The sequence below is a fragment of the Lactococcus sp. bn62 genome (assembly GCF_029492705.2).
GTDB classification, from domain to species: domain Bacteria; phylum Bacillota; class Bacilli; order Lactobacillales; family Streptococcaceae; genus Lactococcus; species Lactococcus petauri.
Genome location: NZ_CP120417.1, coordinates 811524 through 832885, shown reverse-complemented (window position 1 = coordinate 832885; position 21362 = coordinate 811524). Strand labels below are relative to the sequence as shown.

General features: G+C 39.0%; 17 protein-coding genes. 6 read left to right on the top strand and 11 right to left on the bottom strand.

Annotated elements, in window-relative coordinates; all coding sequences use genetic code 11:
• Nucleotides 1-5: 5 nt before the first annotated feature.
• Together nrdE and nrdF are read left to right on the top strand one after the other, a co-directional pair.
• A complete protein-coding gene (nrdE, locus tag P3G65_RS04490) occupies nucleotides 6-2174 on the top strand; it encodes a class 1b ribonucleoside-diphosphate reductase subunit alpha (RefSeq protein WP_019293703.1) in 2169 nt (722 codons plus the stop codon).
• Between the two features lie 14 nt (nucleotides 2175-2188).
• Nucleotides 2189-3175 carry a class 1b ribonucleoside-diphosphate reductase subunit beta gene (nrdF, locus tag P3G65_RS04485; protein ID WP_019292482.1) on the top strand — a complete coding sequence of 329 codons (987 nt, stop codon included), beginning with the start codon at nucleotides 2189-2191 and terminating at the stop codon, nucleotides 3173-3175.
• Nucleotides 3176-3274: 99 nt separating this feature from the next.
• Here nrdF and ftsX read toward each other — a convergent pair whose 3' ends face one another.
• The 4 genes from ftsX to queG all read right to left on the bottom strand — a co-directional run bounded on the left by ftsX (nucleotide 3275) and on the right by queG (nucleotide 7309).
• On the bottom strand, nucleotides 3275-4210 hold the full coding sequence (gene ftsX, locus P3G65_RS04480) for a permease-like cell division protein FtsX (protein ID WP_019292481.1): 936 nt from the start codon (nucleotides 4208-4210) through the stop codon (nucleotides 3275-3277).
• Nucleotides 4203-4895: a cell division ATP-binding protein FtsE gene (gene ftsE, locus P3G65_RS04475; protein ID WP_017369093.1), complete on the bottom strand. Its 693-nt coding sequence runs from the start codon at nucleotides 4893-4895 to the stop codon at nucleotides 4203-4205. The genes ftsX and ftsE overlap by 8 nt, the downstream gene beginning before the upstream one ends.
• 209 nt (nucleotides 4896-5104) lie before the next feature.
• Nucleotides 5105-6202 carry a peptide chain release factor 2 gene (gene prfB, locus P3G65_RS04470; RefSeq protein ID WP_029343296.1) on the bottom strand — a complete coding sequence of 366 codons (1098 nt, stop codon included), beginning with the start codon at nucleotides 6200-6202 and terminating at the stop codon, nucleotides 5105-5107.
• Between the two features lie 51 nt (nucleotides 6203-6253).
• On the bottom strand, nucleotides 6254-7309 hold the full coding sequence (gene queG / locus P3G65_RS04465; protein ID WP_019292479.1) for a tRNA epoxyqueuosine(34) reductase QueG: 1056 nt from the start codon (nucleotides 7307-7309) through the stop codon (nucleotides 6254-6256).
• 103 nt (nucleotides 7310-7412) lie between these two features.
• On the opposite strand from queG, the gene P3G65_RS04460 reads away from it, so the two are divergent.
• The 4 genes from P3G65_RS04460 to P3G65_RS04445 all read left to right on the top strand — a co-directional run bounded on the left by P3G65_RS04460 (nucleotide 7413) and on the right by P3G65_RS04445 (nucleotide 12856).
• On the top strand, nucleotides 7413-9038 hold the full coding sequence (locus P3G65_RS04460) for an NFACT family protein (RefSeq protein WP_019292478.1): 1626 nt from the start codon (nucleotides 7413-7415) through the stop codon (nucleotides 9036-9038).
• Nucleotides 9039-9319: 281 nt separating this feature from the next.
• Nucleotides 9320-10849 (top strand): ABC transporter ATP-binding protein, encoded by a 1530-nt coding sequence (locus P3G65_RS04455; protein WP_004258328.1) that lies wholly within the window; start codon nucleotides 9320-9322, stop codon nucleotides 10847-10849.
• On the top strand, nucleotides 10833-11903 hold the full coding sequence (locus tag P3G65_RS04450) for an ABC transporter permease (protein ID WP_019292477.1): 1071 nt from the start codon (nucleotides 10833-10835) through the stop codon (nucleotides 11901-11903). Before P3G65_RS04455 ends, P3G65_RS04450 begins: the two co-directional genes overlap by 17 nt.
• Nucleotides 11903-12856: an ABC transporter permease gene (locus tag P3G65_RS04445; protein ID WP_019292476.1), complete on the top strand. Its 954-nt coding sequence runs from the start codon at nucleotides 11903-11905 to the stop codon at nucleotides 12854-12856. The genes P3G65_RS04450 and P3G65_RS04445 overlap by 1 nt, the downstream gene beginning before the upstream one ends.
• A gap of 174 nt (nucleotides 12857-13030) precedes the next feature.
• On the opposite strand, the gene P3G65_RS04440 is transcribed toward P3G65_RS04445, so the two are convergent.
• The 7 genes from P3G65_RS04440 to P3G65_RS04410 form a co-directional block, all read right to left on the bottom strand.
• Entirely contained in the window at nucleotides 13031-13681 is a 651-nt protein-coding gene (locus tag P3G65_RS04440) for a DUF5626 family protein (RefSeq protein ID WP_019291625.1), read from the bottom strand.
• 17 nt (nucleotides 13682-13698) lie between these two features.
• A complete protein-coding gene (locus P3G65_RS04435) occupies nucleotides 13699-14730 on the bottom strand; it encodes an Rgg/GadR/MutR family transcriptional regulator (protein WP_019335323.1) in 1032 nt (343 codons plus the stop codon).
• 111 nt (nucleotides 14731-14841) lie between these two features.
• Nucleotides 14842-15819, bottom strand: coding sequence for an L-lactate dehydrogenase (locus P3G65_RS04430; protein ID WP_004258341.1), 978 nt, complete (start codon nucleotides 15817-15819; stop codon nucleotides 14842-14844).
• Nucleotides 15820-16046: 227 nt separating this feature from the next.
• Complete coding sequence (pyk, locus tag P3G65_RS04425; RefSeq protein ID WP_014025066.1) at nucleotides 16047-17555, bottom strand: pyruvate kinase; 1509 nt, start codon at nucleotides 17553-17555, stop codon at nucleotides 16047-16049.
• A gap of 109 nt (nucleotides 17556-17664) precedes the next feature.
• Nucleotides 17665-18693, bottom strand: coding sequence for a 6-phosphofructokinase (pfkA, locus tag P3G65_RS04420; protein ID WP_004258348.1), 1029 nt, complete (start codon nucleotides 18691-18693; stop codon nucleotides 17665-17667).
• A gap of 244 nt (nucleotides 18694-18937) precedes the next feature.
• Nucleotides 18938-20089: an N-acetylglucosamine-6-phosphate deacetylase gene (gene nagA, locus P3G65_RS04415; RefSeq protein ID WP_019291627.1), complete on the bottom strand. Its 1152-nt coding sequence runs from the start codon at nucleotides 20087-20089 to the stop codon at nucleotides 18938-18940.
• 95 nt (nucleotides 20090-20184) lie between these two features.
• Nucleotides 20185-21357, bottom strand: a complete 1173-nt coding sequence (locus tag P3G65_RS04410) for a toxic anion resistance protein (RefSeq protein ID WP_019291628.1) — start codon at nucleotides 21355-21357, stop codon at nucleotides 20185-20187.
• Nucleotides 21358-21362 lie beyond the last annotated feature (5 nt).

Here is a 21362-nt window from a genome sequence, read left to right as displayed (position 1 = left end):
AATATATGTCACTTAAAAATCTTGAAGATGTTACGTACTTTACACTTAACAATCAAATCAATATCCCCGTTAACGGCTCTATTCCTTTAGCAAAAGACAAAGAAGCAATCACTGCCTTCTTCAAGGAAAATGTTGAGCCTAACACTTTCACTAAAGATACTTATGCCGAAAAAATTGAAGCCCTTCTAGAAGGTGATTACCTAGAAGAAGACTTCATCCGTAAGTATGAAATGAGTTTCATTGAACAACTTCATCAAGAATTGTTGGACTTTGGCTTTAAGTTTGATAGCTTTATGGCTGCTTACAAGTTCTACAATCAATACGCCATGAAAAACAACGAAGGTACACTCTATCTGGAAAACTTTGAAGATCGCGTCTTGATGAACGCGCTCTACATGGCTGATGGTGATACAAAACTTGCACGTAATTTAGCCTTTGCTATGGTTAATCGCCGTTACCAACCTGCTACTCCAACTTTCCTCAATGCTGGACGTAAACGCCGCGGTGAGTTTGTCAGCTGTTTCCTTTTACAGCTGACAGACGATATGAATTCGATTGGTCGTACCATTAACTCTGCCCTCCAACTTTCAAAAAACGGAGGCGGTGTTGGTCTTAACTTGACCAATTTACGTGGTGCTGGTGCACCAATCAAAGGTTACGATGGCGTTGCAGCGGGCGTTGTTCCCGTGATGAAACTTTTCGAAGATAGCTTTTCTTATGCCAACCAACTTGGACAACGTCAAGGGGCTGGTGTGGTTTATCTTTCCATTTTCCACCCTGATATTATGGAATTCCTCTCAACAAAAAAAGAAAATGCTGATGAGAAAATCCGTGTGAAAACTTTGTCACTCGGTGTAACTGTTCCTGATAAATTCTACGAACTTGCAGCTAAGGGCGAAGATATGTACCTCTTTGAGCCTTACTTTGTTGAAAAAGAATATGGTATGCCTTTTGCCCATGTTGATATTACAGCAGAATACGACAACATGCTCGCAAACGATAATATCCGTAAAATCAAAATCAGCGCGCGTGAGTTGGAACAAGAACTTTCTAAACTCCAACAAGAATCTGGCTATCCTTACATCGTGAACATCGATACAGTAAACAAAGCTAACCCTGTCGATGGTGTTATCTCTATGAGTAATCTTTGTTCTGAAATCCTTCAAGTTCAAACACCTTCTGTGCTTAATGATGATCAAACATATTCAACATTAGGTACTGACGTTGCATGTAACTTGGGTTCAACAAATGTCATGAACATGATGACTTCAGGCGCAGACTTTGGAAGCTCAATTGAATCAATGGTTCGTGCCTTGACTTTCATCTCTGAAACTTCAAATCTTGACTCTGTACCAACTGTACGTAAAGGAAATAACGAAATGCGTGCCATTGGACTTGGTGCTATGGGGCTTCATTCTTTCCTCGCTAAAAACCATATCCATTACGACAGCAAAGCCGCTGTTGACTTTACAAGTGTTTACTTTATGCTCTTGAACTACTATACTTTAGTTGCATCAAATACACTTGCAGTTGAACGCCAAGCAACCTTCAAAGACTTTGATAAATCTGCTTATGCGGACGGCTCTTACTTCGACAAATACCTTAACCATGACTATTTCGCCGCTGTTCCAAACGAAATCCAAGAACTTTTCGCTGGTATTGCTGTACCTGGTCCAGCTGAATGGGCTGCCTTAAAAGAAAAAGTTATGCAAGGTGGACTTTATAACTCTTACCGTATGGCCGTTGCTCCTAATGGATCAATTTCTTATATCAACGACTGTTCTTCTTCAATTCACCCGATCGTTAACCGTATCGAAGAACGCCAAGAAAAGAAAGTCGGTAAGATTTACTATCCAGCCGCTGGTCTTTCAACAGATACCATTCCTTATTACAAATCTGCTTACGATACAGACATGCGTGCTGTCATTGACGTATACGCTGCTGCAACAGAACATGTCGATCAAGGTTTGTCTATGACCCTCTTCATGCGTTCAACCCTACCTGAAGGCCTTTATGAGTGGAAAATTGCAAATAATAAAATGACAACACGTGATTTGAGTATCCTACGTAACTATGCTTACAATAAAGGTATCAAAACTATCTACTACGTCCGTACCTTTACTGACGATGAAGAGGAAGTTGGCTCAAACCAATGTGAAAGCTGTGTTGTTTAAAAAAAGGAAATACTATGTCTGAACAAAATAACCAAAAAGTCCCTACTTACTATGCAGCCATTAACTGGAATGCAATTGAAGATTCTATTGATAAATATACTTGGGAAAAACTGACCAGCCAGTTTTGGTTGGACACACGTGTCCCTGTTTCAAATGACCTTGACGATTGGCGCAAATTGCCTCAAGTTGAACGTGATACTTTCGCGAAAGCTTTTGCTGGTTTGACTCTCTTGGATACTTTACAATCTGTAGACGGTGCGGAGGTGCTCAAACATGATGCACGTACTCCTCAAGAAATCGCATGCTTCAACAATATCCAGTTTATGGAGTCGGTCCACGCCAAATCTTACTCTACAATCTTTAGTACCTTAAATACAAAATCAGAGATTGAAGAGCTCTTTGATTGGGTCGATACAAATGTTTACATGCAAAAGAAGGCAGAAATCATCAACGATATCTATCAAAATGGTACAGCCCTTCAGAAGAAAATCGCAAGTGTCTTCCTTGAAACTTGCCTCTTCTACTCTGGTTTCTTCACACCACTCTGGTATCTCGGCAACAACAAAATGATCAACTCTGCTGAAATCATCAAACTTATTATTCGTGATGAAAGTGTCCATGGCACTTATATCGGTTACAAGTTCCAACTTGGTTTCAACGAATTATCTGAAGAAGAACAAAGTGAACTCCGTGATTGGATGTACAACTTGCTCTACGAACTTTATGAGAACGAAGAAGCTTATACACACTTACTTTACGATGAAATCGGCTGGACAGATGAAGTCTTGAAATTCCTTCGTTACAACGCCAACAAGGCACTCATGAACTTAGGTCAAGATCCCCTCTTCCCCGATACAGCAGCGGATGTCAACTCTGTTGTAATGAACGGTATCTCTACTTCTTCATCAAACCATGACTTCTTTAGCCAAGTTGGTAATTCTTACCTGCTCGGTGAAGTTGAAGCCATGTCAGATGACGACTATATGATTGGTTTGAAATAAAATAAAAAGGATTAGGAATTGTTTCCTAGTCTTTTTTCTTACTGATAGCTTACCCACACTGCAAAAAAATGCATACCATTTGGTACGCATTTTTCATTTTTAAACTTTCAAGAAACGACGCATTGAAGTTACTGCTCCGAGTGAACCGATCAAGATACCAATAAGGAAGAGTAAACCCACCATCATTGGCACAAAGGTGTCTGCGGGAAGCAGATATAGACTTTGCGGTTTCAAGCTTGGTGTGAAGCTTGTGAAAGCAAGGTTATAAAGCCAAGCTATCAATACACTTGGGACAATAGCTCCCAAGAGTCCAACCCAAGCACCTTCCAAGAAGAATGGCCAACGAATATAACCATTACGTGCTCCCACCAATCGCATAATCTGAATCTCACGTTGACGTGACATGATCGTGATACGGATTGTGTTTGAGATGAGGAAGACGGCAACTAAGATAAGCAGAGCTGCTGCTGCACCACCCCAGATCTTCACGTTATTCCCTAAAGCAAGGATACGTTCTGTATTGGCACCACCATAGTTTGCAGATTGGATACCATTAATCTTCTTAATCGCGCTGGCAACTTTTTCGACATCCTGTGGGTTATCTGCTTCAACGATATAAGCGTCGTAGAGCGGGTTAGCATCACCTTGGAAAAGAGCCCAAGTGCTGCCCAATGTCTCTGTCAATTGCTTAAGTTGTTCATCTTTACTTGAGAACTTGATTGAAGCAACATCAGGGATTTTTTCAATTTCTGAATAAATTTTACGATAGTTTGGATTATTGATTTCTTTTTTAGGATTTTTTGGATCTTCAATTTTCTTATCCATATCATGAACATTCAAATCCATATATGCAACAATACGTACATTTTTTTCGATATCACTGGACAATTTCGCCGTATTTAAAATAACTGAGAGAAAAAGTCCGACTAAAGTCAAAGTAATCATTACAGAGGAAACTGCAGCTACAGTCATCCATCCGTTGCGACGGAGATTTTTCAGTGATTCCAATAAATGTTTAAATAAATTTCTAATCATCGTAACCGTAATCTCCTTCCGCTTGGTCTCGAACGATACGTCCATTTTCAATAGCAACAACGCGGTGACGTAATGTGTTTACGATTTGGCTGTTGTGAGTTGCCATGAGAACAGTTGTTCCTTGCAAGTTAATTTTTTCGAGCAAATTCATAATTTCCCATGAATTTTCTGGGTCCAAATTCCCTGTAGGTTCGTCAGCAATCAAGAGTTTAGGCGCATTAGCGATTGAACGTGCAATTGCTACACGTTGTTGTTCACCACCTGAAAGTTCATCAGGGAAAGAACGCAATTTATGTTTAAGGCCTACAAGATCCAAAACTTCATTGACACGTTTTTTAATTTCACGTGGACGTTTCCCGACAACTTCCATCGCATAAGCGATATTTTCATATACAGTCTTCTTCGGCAAGAGTTTGTAGTCTTGGAAGACAACCCCTACAGAACGACGCAATAAAGGCACATCACGACGTTTAAGTTTCATCAGGTCAAACTTAGCAACGACGCCTGTTCCTTTATCAATTTTTAGTTCATGGTAGAGCAACTTAATAAAGGTCGACTTACCAGCTCCAGACGGTCCAACAATATAAACAAATTCTCCTGCTTCGATGTCAAGAGAGATGTTACGTAAGGCTGTTGTTCCGTTAGAGTATTTTTTTGATACATTATTTAATTTAATAATACTCATTATCCCTAGTCTCCATTGAATTGTTTTGCAACTTTTTTCTTCCCCTTTCCTCTCTATAAAGAGGGAAGGGAGTTCCTTTTTTGAAACTATTTTTTCTGCTCCAAAAAAACAAAGTTCTTCTCATTATACCAGATAAAAAGATTTTTAGGTATAAATTATTTTACAGTTTTTCTTTAAAGTTACAAATGAATTTCGCTTGAATTACCAACTTACATTTTCCAACGTAGGTAAGCATGGATAAAGCCATCAAGATCTCCGTCCATTACTTTATCAATTTGCCCTGTCTCATACTCTGTTCTTGTGTCTTTGACCAACTGATAAGGCATAAAGACATAAGAACGAATTTGACTTCCCCAAGAGATGTCTGACTGATCACCACGGAGTTCGTCGACTTCGGCTTGTTTTTTATCCATCTCTAATTGATAAAGTTTTGATTTCAGCATGGCCATTGCCTTGTCTCGGTTACCGTATTGTGTACGGTCCATTGTAGAAGCCACTACAATTCCAGTAGGAACGTGTGTCAAACGTACACCTGTTGAGACTTTATTGACATTTTGTCCACCTGCACCACCTGAGCGGAAAGTATCCATCTTAATATCTGCATCGCGAACATCAACTTCAACTGTATCATCAAGTTCTGGCATGACATCTACCGAAGTAAATGAAGTATGACGACGGTTTTGTGAGTCAAAAGGCGAGATACGCACCAATCGGTGTACTCCCTTTTCGCCTCGTAAGAAGCCATAGGCATTTCGGCCCTCAAATTTTAATGTCGCTGATTTTAGACCTGCAACATCTCCGTCTTGATAATCCAAAACTTCTACCTTGAAGCCGTGTGCAGCGCCCCAGCGTTCATACATACGCATGAGCATGCTGCCCCAGTCTTGTGACTCGGTTCCCCCAGATCCTGGGTGAATTTCCAAGATGGCATTCATGTGGTCATAAGGTTGGTTGAGCATGATTTCCAACTCGTAAGTTTCAATCTTTTTACCTAACTTCTCAACGTTCTCTTCAAGCTCGACTTGCATATCTTCATCGTCTTCTTCCTGAAGCATCTCCAACAACACTTCACTGTCCTCATGAAGTGTTGCAATTGACATGAAGTTTTCATACTTTGCCTTAAGCGCATTTGATTCATCAATGACTTTTTGCGCAGCTTCATTATCATTCCAAAAGTCAGGCTCAGCCATATCATTATCAAGCAAAGCGATTTCTTCTTCTAAGCGATCTAAGTCAAGTGAGCCACGAAAATCTTCGACTTTCTGACCATATGTCTCTAGTTTATTTCTAATTTCAGATAGTTCCATAGGCTCTATTTTAGCATATTTGTCCAAAAAAAGACAGCAGCTCTAAGGCTCCTATCTTTTTCGTGGTCGCATACGATGCTTGTTTTCGAGTTTTTCAATCGCCCATTCGGCAGCATCTACCATATAATCCCTAACATCATTCTCAGCGATTTCGTGCAACTTAGGTAATGCTGAGCGATCATTTGCATTTCCTAAGGCATAGATCGCATTGCGTTGGATAGGATTCTTCCCTCGCCAGCTGCCTGCCATATTGCCAAATTTATTCGCAAACTCTTTATTAGATAAATCCAAAAGTGGGAGCAGCTCTGGGTTTGTCAAGTCTGGATCGGGCTCCATTTCCGGGTGGAAATGACTGTTTATTCCCTTATTATAGGGACAAACCACTTGGCAAATATCACAACCATAAATTACCGTTTTAATTTTTTCACGGTATTCTTCTGGCATCGGCCCCCGTGTTTGTGTTTGATAAGATAAGCAACGCTGTGCATTTAAGCGCCCATCTCCTAAAAGTGCCTTCGTCGGACAGAAATCGACACAGCGTGTACAAGAGCCACAGCCATAATCGACAGGCTGATCTTCCTCAATCTCTAAATTGGTCACCAATTCGCCCAAAAACATCCAAGAACCGTACTCCTTGCTGACGAGTAAACCGTTTTTCCCCACAAATCCCAAACCTGCACGCGCAGCTACAGCGACATCCACAAGTGCACCTGTATCCACCATGGCTGTATAGTTAAAACGACCCGCTATTTTTTCTATCCCTTCCGCAAGTTCTTTTAACTTTCGGCGAAGCACATGATGATAATCTTCACCCCAACTTCCCCGGGAGAAGGAACCTCGACGAAATTCTGTTTTTTCGGGCTTTTCTTCTGCCTTATTAGGATAGGCTATACCGATGGATATGATTGTTTTTGCATCTTCGAGAGACAACTTTGGTTGTAAACGCTCATCGAGATTTTTATGTTCAAAACCAGACGTGTGTCCTGCTTCTTTCTGCTCAATCAAAGAGGCACGAAGATATTCAAAATCATCCGCTTTTGTAAATCCAATTTTTTGAATATTGAGGTCTGCCGCAAGCTTTTGGATCTCTTCTTTTAAACTTTTCATCTGTTAAACCTTTCTTTATAGACATCTTAACATAATTTTTACCAACAGCCTTCATAATTATGTTAAAATAAGCATTAGATTATTAAGAAACACGGGGTAAAACATGGCTTTCGACGGTATTTTTTTACATCATATGACAGCTGAAATTTCTGAAATCCTTAAAGGAGGACGAATTCAAAAAATCAATCAGCCTTTTGAACAAGAACTTCTTTTAACGGTTCGTTCAGGAAGAACATCACATAAATTATTATTATCTGCTCATCCAACTTTCGGCAGAATCCAAATCACTAAGACAGACTTCCAAAATCCTCAAAATCCTAATAATTTTGTCATGATTTTACGCAAGTACCTGTCTGGCGCTTTTATTGAAGATATTGAGCAAGTAGGCAATGACCGCCAATTGATTTTCCATATCTCAACCAAAGATGAAATTGGTGACGCTATGAAGATTGCACTGGTTGCTGAAATCATGGGGAAACATAGTAATATTATCCTTATGGATAAAAGCAGCAATAAAATTATTGAAACCATTAAGCATGTCGGATTTTCGCAAAACCAATATCGTACCCTTCTTCCCGGTTCGACTTATATTGCCCCTCCGGCAAGCGATAAGGTCGATCCTTTTACAGCTTCTGACGAAAAGATTTTTGAGGCACTGCAGACACATACATTACAGTCAACCTTTCAAGGTATCGGGCGTGATAGCCTCCAAGCTTTAGAGAACTTGACACTTCCGGAATTCAAGGAAAAATTGCATAAAGTCCTTCCTTCAATCTATCCTAATGATAAATTTTCGGCCATTCAACTTGCGGAAGACTATCAAGAATTTCCCAGCTTATCTGAAATGCTCGATGTTTATTATGCGGATAAAGCCGAGCGTGATCGTGTAAAGCAAGTTGCTAGTGAAGTGATCAAAAAAGTTCAAAATGAGCTTAAGAAAAATCGTGACAAGCTCAAAAAACAGGAAGCGGAGTTACGTGCTACAGAGAATGCTGAGATTTTCCGCCAAAAAGGAGAGCTGCTTACAACCTTCCTTCATCAAGTTCCAAACGATAAGCCTGAAGTGACCTTAGATAATTATTATACCAATGAGCCAATCACGATTAGCCTAAATCTTGCACTTAGTCCTTCACAGAATGCCCAACGCTACTTCCACCGCTACCAAAAATTAAAACAGGCTGTGAAGTTTCTTGGCGATCAAATCGCGAACACTAAACAGACAATTTCTTACTTGGAATCTGTTGAAGCTAATCTTACGCATGCTGACGTCGTTGAAATTGCCGATATCCGTGAAGAACTCATCCAAACAGGATTTGTTAAGGCAAAATATCGGAATAATAAAAAACAAAAAATGCTGCCTCCAGAAAAGTATCAAGCTGAAGATGGAACGATTATTCTTGTCGGTAAAAATAACCTTCAAAATGAGCAAGTCAGTTTTAAACTCAGTCGTAAAGGTGACCTCTGGTTCCATGTGAAGGATATTCCTGGTTCCCATGTCTTAATTACTGGGAATGCAAATCCTTCAGATGAAACGATAACTTTCGCCGGAGAACTCGCAGCTTATTTTTCTAAGGCCCGTTATTCTAACTTAGTACAGGTTGATATGATTGATGTGAAGAAACTTCATAAGCCAACAGGAACTCCTCCAGGATTTGTGACTTATACTGGTCAAAAAACTATTCGTGTTACGCCTGATGAGACCATCATCAAAAATGCAAAAATAAAATAAAAAAAGTTCACATATAATTTTTGTGAACTTTTTAGTTTATCAAAGTCCCGTTAAATTTTCTATGTAAAAATTGTCAAAAACCCTTTAAAACACTGAAAACTTTAACAATTTGTGAAAACGCTTCATTTTTAGGTATAGAAAGTTCTTTATAAAAGCCCCGATATTTGTTATAATAAAATGTAATTATTTTGTCTAAAGTGTAGCTATATTAGGGCTTTCCAGTAAGTCTTTCTTTTTTAACTTTAGGCATTATGTCATAAATTTTTTTAGAAGGAGCCGCCATGGCCAACGAAAATGTTATCCAAATGATCAACGTTACCAAAAAGTTTGGTGACTTTGTCGCAAACGACAAGATCAACTTGGAGCTGAAAAAAGGTGAAATTCACGCCTTGCTCGGTGAAAATGGTGCCGGTAAATCAACTCTGATGAACATGCTCTCTGGTCTTCTGGAACCTACAGAAGGCGAGATTCATGTTAACGGCAAACTCGAGCAAATAGACTCTCCAACAAAAGCTTCTCAGCTTGGTATCGGTATGGTTCACCAGCATTTCATGCTGATTGATGCCTTTACTGTTACTGAAAATATCATGCTCGGAAGTGAAGTGACGAAAGGCTTAAGCCTTGACCTTAAAACAGCTCGAAATAAAATCGTGGAATTGTCAAAACGTTATGGACTTTCTGTCGAACCCGATGCACTTGTTCGCGATATCTCTGTTGGACAGCAGCAACGTGTTGAAATTTTGAAGACACTTTATCGTGGAGCAGATATCTTAATTTTTGACGAACCTACAGCTGTGCTGACTCCCTCTGAAATCACTGAGCTCATGGAAATCATGCGCAATTTGGTTAAAGAAGGCAAGTCCATCATTCTTATTACCCACAAGCTTGATGAAATCCGTGCGGTAGCTGATCGTATTACTGTTATTCGCCGCGGTGTTTCTATTGAAACAGTCGAACTGGGAGATAAGTCAAATAAAGAACTCGCTGAAATGATGGTGGGGCGTTCTGTATCTTTCAAAACGGAAAAAGAAGCTGCTCAACCGCAGGACGTTGTTCTCTGTATTGATAATATTTCTGTTAAAGAAAAACGTGGTTCCTTCGCTGTAAAAGGACTTTCTTTAGATGTCCGTGCTGGGGAGATTGTCGGTCTTGCTGGTATTGATGGCAATGGTCAAACAGAATTGATTAAAGCCATTACTGGTTTGATGAAGATTGATTCTGGTTCTGTTAAACTCAAAGGTAAAGACATCACCACTCACAAACCTCGTAAAATCATTGAAGATTCTGTAGGTCATGTCCCAGAAGACCGTCACCGTGATGGTGCAGTACTCGAGATGACTGTTGCTGAAAATATTGCGCTTCAAACTTATTACAAAGCACCATTAAGTAAGTACGGTTTCTTGGATTACAATAAAATCAATGCTAAAGCCCGCGAACTTATGGAAGAGTTCGACGTCCGCGGTGCTGGTGAACAAATTCCTTTCAAATCACTTTCAGGCGGGAACCAACAAAAAGCTGTTATTGCGCGTGAGGTCGATCGTAATCCTGACTTGCTTATTGTTGCTCAACCAACACGTGGGCTTGATGTCGGTGCCATTGAATATATCCACAAGCGTTTGATTCAAGCACGTGATGAAGGAAAAGCTGTGCTCGTTGTATCTTTTGAATTAGATGAAATTCTGAATGTTTCGGACCGTATTGCTGTTATTCACGATGGACAAATTCAAGGAATTGTCAGTCCTGAAACGACAAGCAAACAAGAACTTGGAATTCTCATGGTCGGAGGTAATATCAATGAACAGCAAAACTAAAAAAATCCTTGTACCTATTATCGCCGTACTTTCTGGTTTCTTAATTGGTGCAATCATTATGCTCATCTTCGGCTTTAATCCTATATATGGTTACGAAGATTTAATTATCGGTGCCTTTGGTACACCACGTGCCATTGGTGAAACACTTCAAACTATGGGGCCTTTGATTCTTTGTGCCTTAGGTTTCTCTGTTGGTATGAAGGCCGGTCTCTTTAATATCGGTATGTCAGGTCAGGCTCTTGCAGGTTGGATTATGTCAATGTGGTTTGCCCTTAGTTTCCCTGACATCCCTAAACCAATTATGATTCCATTAGTAATCATTATCGGTATGCTCTTTGGAGCTCTCATGGGTGCAATTCCTGGTATCTTACGTGCTTTCTTAGGTACTTCGGAAGTCATCACTACCATCATGCTTAACTATGTCATCCTCTTTATGTCAACCTTCTTGATTCATGATGTCTTTAGTTCAAAAATCATGATGCCTAACTCAACAGACCAAACAAAATTGATTAGTGCAAATGCTTCCTTCCGTACAGGTTGGTTGTCAGATTTGACAAATAATTCAACCTTGAATATTGGCCTTTTTATTGCTTTAATCGTTCTTGTCATTATGGCTATTGTCCTTTCTAAGACTACACTTGGTTTTGAAATTAAGTCTGTCGGTTTAAATCCAGATGCTTCTGAGTATGCAGGGATTTCAGCCAAACGTACAATCATCATGTCAATGCTAGTTGCCGGAGCTCTCTCAGGTCTTGGCGGTGTAGTTTACGGTTTTGGATACATGCAAAACTTCGTCACACAGTCCGCAACACTAGACATTGGTTTCAACGGTATGGCTGTTGCTCTCTTAGGTGAAACAAATCCTGTCGGTATCCTATTTGCTGCCTTCTTGTTCTCAATGCTTCAAACAGGTTCAGGAAATATGAGTAATATCGATAATATTCCGCCGCAAATTGTACAGATTGTCACAGCTACAATCATCTTCTTTATTGCCGTAAAATATATTATCGAAAAAGTTCTCCCAAATATTAAGAAGAAAGGAGAAAAAGCATAATGAATATCGTAGATACATTGCAAATTATTGTTGCAAATATGCTTATTTACTCAACACCTCTAATTTTTACAAGTATCGGTGGAGTATTCTCTGAACGTGGTGGTATCGTCAACGTTGGTTTAGAAGGTATTATGACAATGGGGGCTTTCAGTTCTGTCGTCTTTAACCTTACTTTCACAGAAACATTTGGTGGAATGACACCTTGGCTCTCCATCCTCTTTGGAGCATTTATTGGTGGTATCTTCTCCCTGATTCATGCGGTAGCAACCATTAACTTCCGCGCTGACCATATCGTCTCAGGTACAGTTCTTAACTTAATGGCTCCTGCGCTTGGCGTATTCTTAATTCAAACGTTTTACAATGCTGGACAGGTAAATATTACTAACCAAATTGGTTACTGGAATTTCCCTGTTCTCTCAAAAATTCCTATGATTGGACAAATCTTCTTCTCACAGACTTCACTACCAGGTTTTCTTGCAATTCTCGTTGCCTTCCTCTCTTGGTATCTTCTCTTTAAAACGAAATTCGGACTTCGTCTCCGCTCAGTAGGTGAAAACCCTCAAGCAGCAGATACTCTCGGTATCAATGTTTACCTTATGCGTTATGCTGGGGTTATCATCTCCGGTATCCTTGGTGGTATTGGTGGTGCAATTTATGCCCAATCTATCTCGGGTAACTTCTCTGTGGCTACAATCGCAGGGCAAGGTTTCATCTCATTGGCTGCTATGATCTTTGGTAAATGGAATCCTGTTGGAGCGATGCTTGCTTCCCTCCTCTTTGGACTTTCTACCTCACTGGCAGTCGTAGGCGGCCAAATTCCCGTTATCAAAGAAATTCCTTCTGCCTTCCTCCAAATGGCACCATACGTAGTAACAATCATCGTTCTTGCGGCCTTTCTTGGAAAAGCTGTTGCCCCTAAAGCTGACGGTGTTAACTATATTAAAACGAAATAAAATAAAAAAAGCATCTCAAATTGAAATGCTTTTTTTATTTTATAAGGATTAATCGAATCATATATCACATCATTACGGATGGTTACTTATTTATTTTCAAAATAAGTTTTTTGAGGAGATAAACGAGTACGACAATTAAAACTATGATTATTATAAAAACTATACTAACTAAAATCAATTATTATATACCACTATCCTATTAGAATTATCCAATCTTACTCGAACCCTCCCTGTCCAAGAAAGTACATTGTGGATTGGTGTATTAAAACCAAAGCGTACCGTTGCTTGCCTACTATGATCAACTTTTACATTAGAGGAACGAATAGGCATTGCTATAATGTAATTTAAATCATATGCGGAAAGTATCCTATTATTAACTACTCTGATATAATAAGTAACTCTCCAGCCAATCCCACAAGCGCTTATCCTATATTTTCCATTAGCTATACGATTTAAATTACTGTTTTCAGGTATTACTGAAAAATGAGTTTCTTCTCCATTCTTGTCTCTCACTGTCTTAGTTTCTCCCTCGTGTGGTAAAGCTTCTAAATCAAAAGTTGAATCCCTTACAAGAGTAGATTCAACTAATGAAGAAATGCCCGCTCCGTCTTCTGCATAAGCAATGGAAGCAGAAAATAGTACAAAAGCTAAGAATAACGTTACTATGCTGCTTAAACGAATAATAGTCCTTTTCACGATATTTCCTTTCTTTTTCCAATTTCTTCTGGATGACACATCCCAACTATGAATAATTAACCTCCTTATCTTTTCTCTATATAAAAGTTCCTTTAAATATAAATCATCTAGAGCTCTTTGATAATCCATATTTAATTAGATATACCCTACTTTACATAGCTTTCATAATTTTTCTGATACCATTTTTTCATGAGTCCATCATACATATAAGAAGCTTTGCAGATAGACTTCATTGTAGTTTTATACTGTACTTTTCCAGTTTGTTTGTATTTAAATAAACATTCTACAAAAAGACAAGCAATTTTGGTAAGTTCATCTGTTTCATGAACAAATTCTCTAGCAAATTTCAAAAAATATGCTGCTTCAATAAGACTATTTTCCTTTAGTTTTAAGAGCATTATTTCAAGGCCCGCCAAAACTAAACGTCTTTGGTAGATATTTTGTCCTTTAAAAATTGTTTTAGAAGACAGCAAATTTTCACAAATTAACTTCAAGTGGTCTGAACTTAAAAACTTAGAACTATATTGAAAAATAAAAAGCTCCTGATTTGTCCAATATTCTCTTGTAATAAAATAGTTTTTTAGTTCTAGAATCTCTTGTTCAGAAATTTTATTCAAGATTCCTTTGAGGCAAAGGGATAGGAAAAAATGATCACTATACTCATCAAGCTCCGCATATAAACTATTCAGCATCGTAGTATCAGCACTATAATAAGCAAGGTCTACCTGCTTCAGTACATACTCTACAGGACTTTCACTACCTTTTTCGAGGAGAGAACAATAATCTTCAAGACTTGTATTCATCTCCATAAGCATCGCATATAGTTTATCAAACTCAAACATAATTCTTCCTGACTCAAAAAGTTTCAGTTGTGCCTCAGAAATAGAAAGATGCGTAAAGGCTTCTCGTGAAAAGCCGTTTTGTTTTCTGATTTTTGTAAATATTTTTCCGTATCTGCCATATATCTTCTCTTTGTGGGCCAGATGATAAAAATCAATAATATTTAAGTCAATACTTTCCAATAATGCCTGCAGTTTAACTATCGGGAACACAGTCTCCCCTCTTTCATAACGAGACAGACTCCTACGCGGAACGATCCCCTCGAAATCCTTCAGAGATAACTTTCTTCTCTTCCTTATCTTTTGAAAAACTTTGCCATAGTGTACTTTTTTAGCCATATCATATCTTTTTCCTCAACTTTTTTATTCTTATTATTTAGTACGAAAAAAAATTGAAAAAAGCTCAAAAAAAAAAAAAAAAAATACCTAAATTTAGGTATTTTTTTATACTTAGTTTTTAGATGCTGAAGCAAACTCTTCTTTTGAGAAAGCTTCGTCAAGAATAGTTTTAAGTTGTTTAGCTGAAGCTTGCATTTTTTGCAATTCAGCGTCGTTCAATGGAATGTTGACTGGACGAACGATACCTTTATCACCAACGATAGCTGGTTGACCAATGTAAAGTCCTTCAACGCCTTCGTATTGACCTTCTTGGAAAGTTGAAAGTGGCAATACAGCATTTTCGTTGTCAAGGATAGCTTTTGTGATACGAGCAAGAGCTACAGCGATACCATAGAATGTCGCACCTTTTTTCTCAATGATAGAGTAAGCAGCGTCACGAACTGATTCGAAAAGCTCAACCAATTCTTCTTCTTTAACGCCTTGAGTATCTTTGAGGAATTCCTCAAGGTTAACACCTGCAACGTTAGCGTGTGACCATACAGCAAACTCAGAGTCACCGTGTTCACCCATGATATAAGCGTGAACTGAACGCGCGTCAATATCAAGTTTTTCTGCCAATGCTTGACGGAAACGTGCTGAGTCAAGTGAAGTACCAGAACCGATAACACGTTCTTTAGGGAAACCAGAGAATTTCCAAGTTGCATATGTCAAAATATCAACAGGATTAGCAGCAACAAGGAAGATACCATCGAAACCTGATGCTACAATTTCAGTAACAACTTGTTTAGTGATACGTAAGTTTTTCTCAACAAGATCCAAACGAGTTTCACCTGGTTTTTGTGGCGCACCTGAAGTCAACACAACCAAATCAGCATCATGTGCATCAGAGTAGTCTGCTGAATAGATTTTCTTAGGAGATGTGAACGCAAGAGCGTGTGAAAGGTCTTCTGCATCACCTTGTGTTTTTTCTTTGAAAATATCTACGATACCCAATTCTTGGGCGATTCCTTGGTTTACAAGTGAGAAAGCATAGCTTGAACCTACGGCACCATCACCAACGAGGATAACTTTTTTATGTTGTTTAGTCATAATTGTTCATTCCTTTCCTGAATGCAATAATAATGTTTACTATATTATTATAGCATTTTTTCACATTCTTGTCACATTGGAAAGTGATTTATATCACATTATAACGCTTACATTTAAAGCGTGATACGTTTATATTTCGTGAGCTTTCCATAAAGAAAATCAATCAAAAAAAGCACCACATTGGATGCTTTTTTTTTTGAGCAAAAACTGCTCTTGAAAAATTTTTATTATTTGATAGTACGGATACGCATTGTGTTTGTACGTCCTGAACCAACTGGAACACCAGCAACGATAACGATGTTATCACCTGATTCAACAAGACCTGAAGCCAAGGCTGCTTTTTCAGCTACTTCGAACATATCGTCTGTTGAAGCTGGTTTGTCCATAAGCATTGGGATAACACCCCAGTTGATCATCAATCCGCGTTCAACTTTTTCATCAAAAGTGATTGCCAAGATATCAGCTTCTGGACGGTATTTTGAAATCAAACGAGCAGTTGCTCCTGACTCAGTCAAAGCAACGATAAGTTTAACTTCCATTGATTCTGCAGCGTTTTTAACTGCTGATGCTACAACTTCTGTTACTGAATCTTTATCGAAGTTTTCTGGGTGAAGACGTCCGTATTCTTTCAACAATGTTTGAGCGTTTTTGTTAACTGTAGCCATTGTACGAACTGATTCACGTGGGTATTTACCGTTAGCTGACTCACCTGAAAGCATAGTTGCATCAGTACCATCGATAACAGCATTAAAGACGTCAGAGATTTCAGAACGTGTTGCACGTGGTTTTTCAGTCATAGACTCAAGCATGTTTGTTGCTGTAACAACGATTTTACCTGCTTGGTTAACTTTACGGATGATTTCTTTTTGGAAGACTGGAACCATTTCAAATGGTACTTCAATACCCATGTCACCACGAGCAATCATGATACCGTCAGCTGTATCGATGATTTCATCAAGGTTATCAATACCTTGTTGGTTTTCGATTTTAGCCAAAAGTTGAACGTGTGTGTTACCAGTTTCTTCAAGGATAGCACGAACTTCGTTAACGTCTTTCGCAGTACGTACGAATGAGATTGCGATGAAGTTCAAACCATTTGGTTGTGAAAGACCGAAACGGATATCGTCGTTGTCACGTTCTGCAAGAGCTGGGAAAGGAATTGTAGTGTTAGGGATATTAACACCTTTTTGTTTACCAATAGCACCGTCATTTTGTGCTACAACATCGAATTCGCGTGCTTCAACGTCTTTAGCAGCTACTGTAAGCCCCAATTTACCATCATCGATAAGGATAGTTTGACCAACTTCAACATCATCAAAGATGTCAAGACCACCAGCAACGTTCAAGGCAATGTTATCACGAGTTGATTTCAAACCTTGTTTTGTAGAAACGCGGAATTGGTCACCAGTAACATATTTGTATTCGTCTGCACCATCTTCGTACACTTCTGTACGCATTTCTGGACCTTTAGTGTCAAGCAAGAAACCAACTTTACGGCCAGCAATTTCTTCAGCACGAAGTACTGTTGCCATACGAGCAGCTTGTTCAGCGTGGTCACCGTGAGAGAAGTTAAAACGGAAAACGTCAGCACCTTCTTTGATCAAATCAGCAATGGTTTGTGCTGATGTTTCAACATCAAGCTCTTCTCCCCAGTATCCTTTTTCTCCGAATTTTTTACCACCACGAGTTTCTACTGCAGGGCCAAGTGTTGAGACGATTTTTACACGTTTGTTCATTTTGAGTAATTCTCCTATTTTTATAAATGTACTCATTATTTAGTCAATGTGAGCATTCAGTGTTTTAACTTCACTCTGACATCAACCAAATAAGATTACTAACAATAACTTAATTAAATTTGATGTCAAGGTTGTTTAAATCAGCGTTTAAACGATAGAGTTCCAATCCAGCTTTGTGTGGATTGTTGACAACGATTTTACCTTCATCTGTCAGACTGAAAAGGGCATTTTCTTCTGCAGTACCAAGGATTGGGCTTTCGACAAGTTGTTCGTTACGAACACCGACAGCTACACCGCCAATACCATCACGAAGCAATTCTACTGCACGAGCACCCATGCGTGATGCAAGAACGCGATCGCGCGCTGTAGGTGATCCACCACGTTGGATGTGACCGAGAACAGATACGCGAAGGTCAGAATCATCACCAGCAGCTTTCAGCTTCATAGCAAATTCTTCACCCGACATAACGCCTTCAGCAACTACGATGATGTGGTGGTTTTTACCTTTGGCATATCCTGATTTGATATTACGTACGATACTTTCAAATTTGAATTCTTTTTCAGGAATTGCAATATCATCAGCACCTGCAGCGATACCAGACCAAAGCGCGATATCTCCAGCATTACGTCCCATAACTTCTACAACGAAAGTACGGTGGTGAGATGATGATGTATCACGAATTTTATCAATGGCATCCACAACTGTGGATACAGCTGTATCAAAACCGATTGTAAAATCTGTACCAACGATGTCATTATCAATAGTACCTGGAAGTCCTACTGCTGGGAAACCATGTTCAGTCAAGCGCATTGCACCATGATAAGAACCATCACCACCAATAACAACAACACCTTCGATGCCATGTTTTTTAAGTTGCTCGATACCCGCAAGTTGCCCTTCAAGTTGAGCAAACTCTGGGAAACGTGCTGAATACAAGAATGTACCGCCACGTCCAACTTTATCACCAACACTTGCAGATGTTAGTGGGAAAATATCGCCCGCTACCATCCCTGCATATCCGTGGTTGATACCGTAAACTTCGATACCTTCAGAAATCGCTTTACGAACAACAGCACGAATAGCTGCGTTCATACCTGGTGCATCACCACCAGAAGTCAAAACTGCAATGCGTTTCATTAAAGTTTTTTCCTCCATCATATCTGATACTTATATTTGCAATTGCAAATTTAAAGTTCAATTTTTATTTCATTGTTTATTATATCACGATACGAAAAAAAAATCTCATAAAAACGCTATGACAGCGTTTTTATTTATAGTTTTTCAAATGTAATGGTTTTCAGATTACAAAAAGATTATTACTGTCTAAAACTCTTTTTGTATTTTAAAGTTATAAAAATAGTTCCTTTACGGAACTATTTTTTTAGGCTTGATAACGTTTTTCACCATCAAGATAAGTTGCAACAAGCTCAAGGTGTTCATCCAGAACGATAAAGTCTGCATCTAAGCCTTCTTTAATTTGGCCGCAAACATCATCAATCTTCGTAGATTTAGCAGCATTCAAAGAAGCCATTTTTACAGCTTCAGCTGGTGTTGCAATTTGCCAATCTACAACGTTTTTCACTGCATCTTTGAGCAAAAGAATTGACCCAGCAAGGTTGCCCCCTTCTTTCAAACGTGCGGCACCATCTTTAACGATTACTGGGAACTCGCCAAGGTAATACTCACCATCGCTTAATCCAGCAGCTCGCATTGAGTCTGTAATTAATACGACATGGTCTGTACCTTTTTCGCGCATCAAAATCTGACATGCTTCTGGACGTACGTGGAAGCCATCACAAATCAATTCTGCATAAGTGTTTGGTAAGTTGAAGACCGCTCCAACCATACCAGGCTCACGGTGATTAAGACCGCGCATACCATTAAAAGCATGTACCCACATTGAAGCACCAGCTTGAACAGCTTCTACAGCATCTGCATAAGTCGCATTTGAGTGACCAAGGGCGATTGTAAAGCCATGTTCCACTGCTTCTTTCACAAAGGAAGTTGAACCTTCACGTTCTGGTGCAATCCCAATTTTGATTGGCAAACCTTTGGCTGCTTCACCATATTCAGCAAGTTCGCTATATGAAGGGTCGCGCATGTACTTAGGATTTTGAGCACCTTTAAATTCTTCCGTGAAGTAAGGACCTTCAAAGAAGAGACCACGGATTTTAGCGCCAGCTGCTTTATCTACATTTGAACCAATTTCATCAGCGACTTCCAACAATTCTTCATGACTTGCAGTCACAGCTGTTGGGAAGAAACTTGTAACACCTGCTGCTAAAAGTCCTTCACTCATTGTTTGGACGATACCTTCGATTTTACGGTCATTAGTATCTGCTCCACCAAAACCGTGAATGTGTGTGTCTACCAGACCAGGAGCAATGGATTGACCTGAATAATCTAGAATATCAGCTCCAGCTGGAGCATCTGCTGTCCACTTTCCAAATTTGCCGTCTGTGATTTGCAGGAAACCACCTGTTTTCACTTCATAAGGATAGAAAAATTTGTCTGCTTTAATATAGTAAGTCATAAAAGGGTTCCTCCGATACTTTGTATTCTCCAACATTTTAACACTCGGTACTAAAAAAGTCAAGAATTGGTATATATCAATACTTGACTTTTTGCTTATTTTTTATTAGAAAGTTCGAGCAATTTTTGCTTAATTTCATCTTCCATTTTGACCAATTCTTGCTCAGTTTGCTGACGTTTTTGACGTCCGTCAGATTGGATGCGCATAGTTTCTTGAATTGTATCGATAAGATTTTGTTGTGTAACTTTTAATGTTTCCACATCAATAAGTCCACGTTCATTTTCTTCAGCTGCTTCAATCGTTGAAGATTTAAGCATTTCAGAATTCTTACGTAGAAGATCATTGGTTGTTTCTGAAACAATACGTTGACTCGCTAGAGCATCTTTTTGCTTCAATAGAGTCAAGGCAATTGCGACTTGGTTTTTCCACAAAGGAATCGCTGTATTGATTGAGGTTTGAATTTTTTCTGCAAGCTCTTGGTTTGTATTTTGAATCAAACGGATCTGTGGAGCTTGCTGAATCGTTAATTGACGCGCCAAACGCAAGTCGTGCGCCCGTTTATCTAAACGATTTTTATAAGCTTCAAGATCGCTTACCTTTTGAACTGCTAAAGCCCCATCATCACCAGCACCTTGAGCTTCTTGACGTGCTGCTGGTAGGATTTCTTGTTCTAGCTCTTCAATCTTAAATTCTGCTCCTGCAATGTAAACATTAAGGGCTTTAAAATAGTTGAGATTTTCATCATAAAGCTTATCAAGCATCTCATTGTCTTGAAGAAGCCCTTGTTGCTCATTATTAAGTTTTGCCGAAATTTTATCAATTCCAGCACCAATTTTTTGGTACTTTTGAGTGACTTCAAAGATTGATTTTTTAACTTTTCCAAACATTTTTTGGAAAACACTTTTGTTTTCAGCAACAAGTTCATTAGGATTTGCTTGTTGGAGATTGTACATCAAATCAGTCAAAGAGCCGCCGACATCTCCTAAATCTTGCGCCTGTACTTTATCCAAAACACTTTGTGAAAAAGCTGAAATCTTATCTTGCGCATTTGCCCCATAAGCAATCACAGACTGTGAGCTATTCTCATCGAGTTGTTTAGCCAGTTCCTTCGCTTTTTCACGCTCTTCTGGACTTAGAGCATCTATCGCGCGCAAAGAAGCTCTTTGATGCATATCAACAAGTTCTGTCTTTTGAGTTTCAGACAGCGCTTCTGCTTCTTTCACGACTTTATCACCATTAATTAATTCATCTAAAATAGGGTTTTCCATCCTCA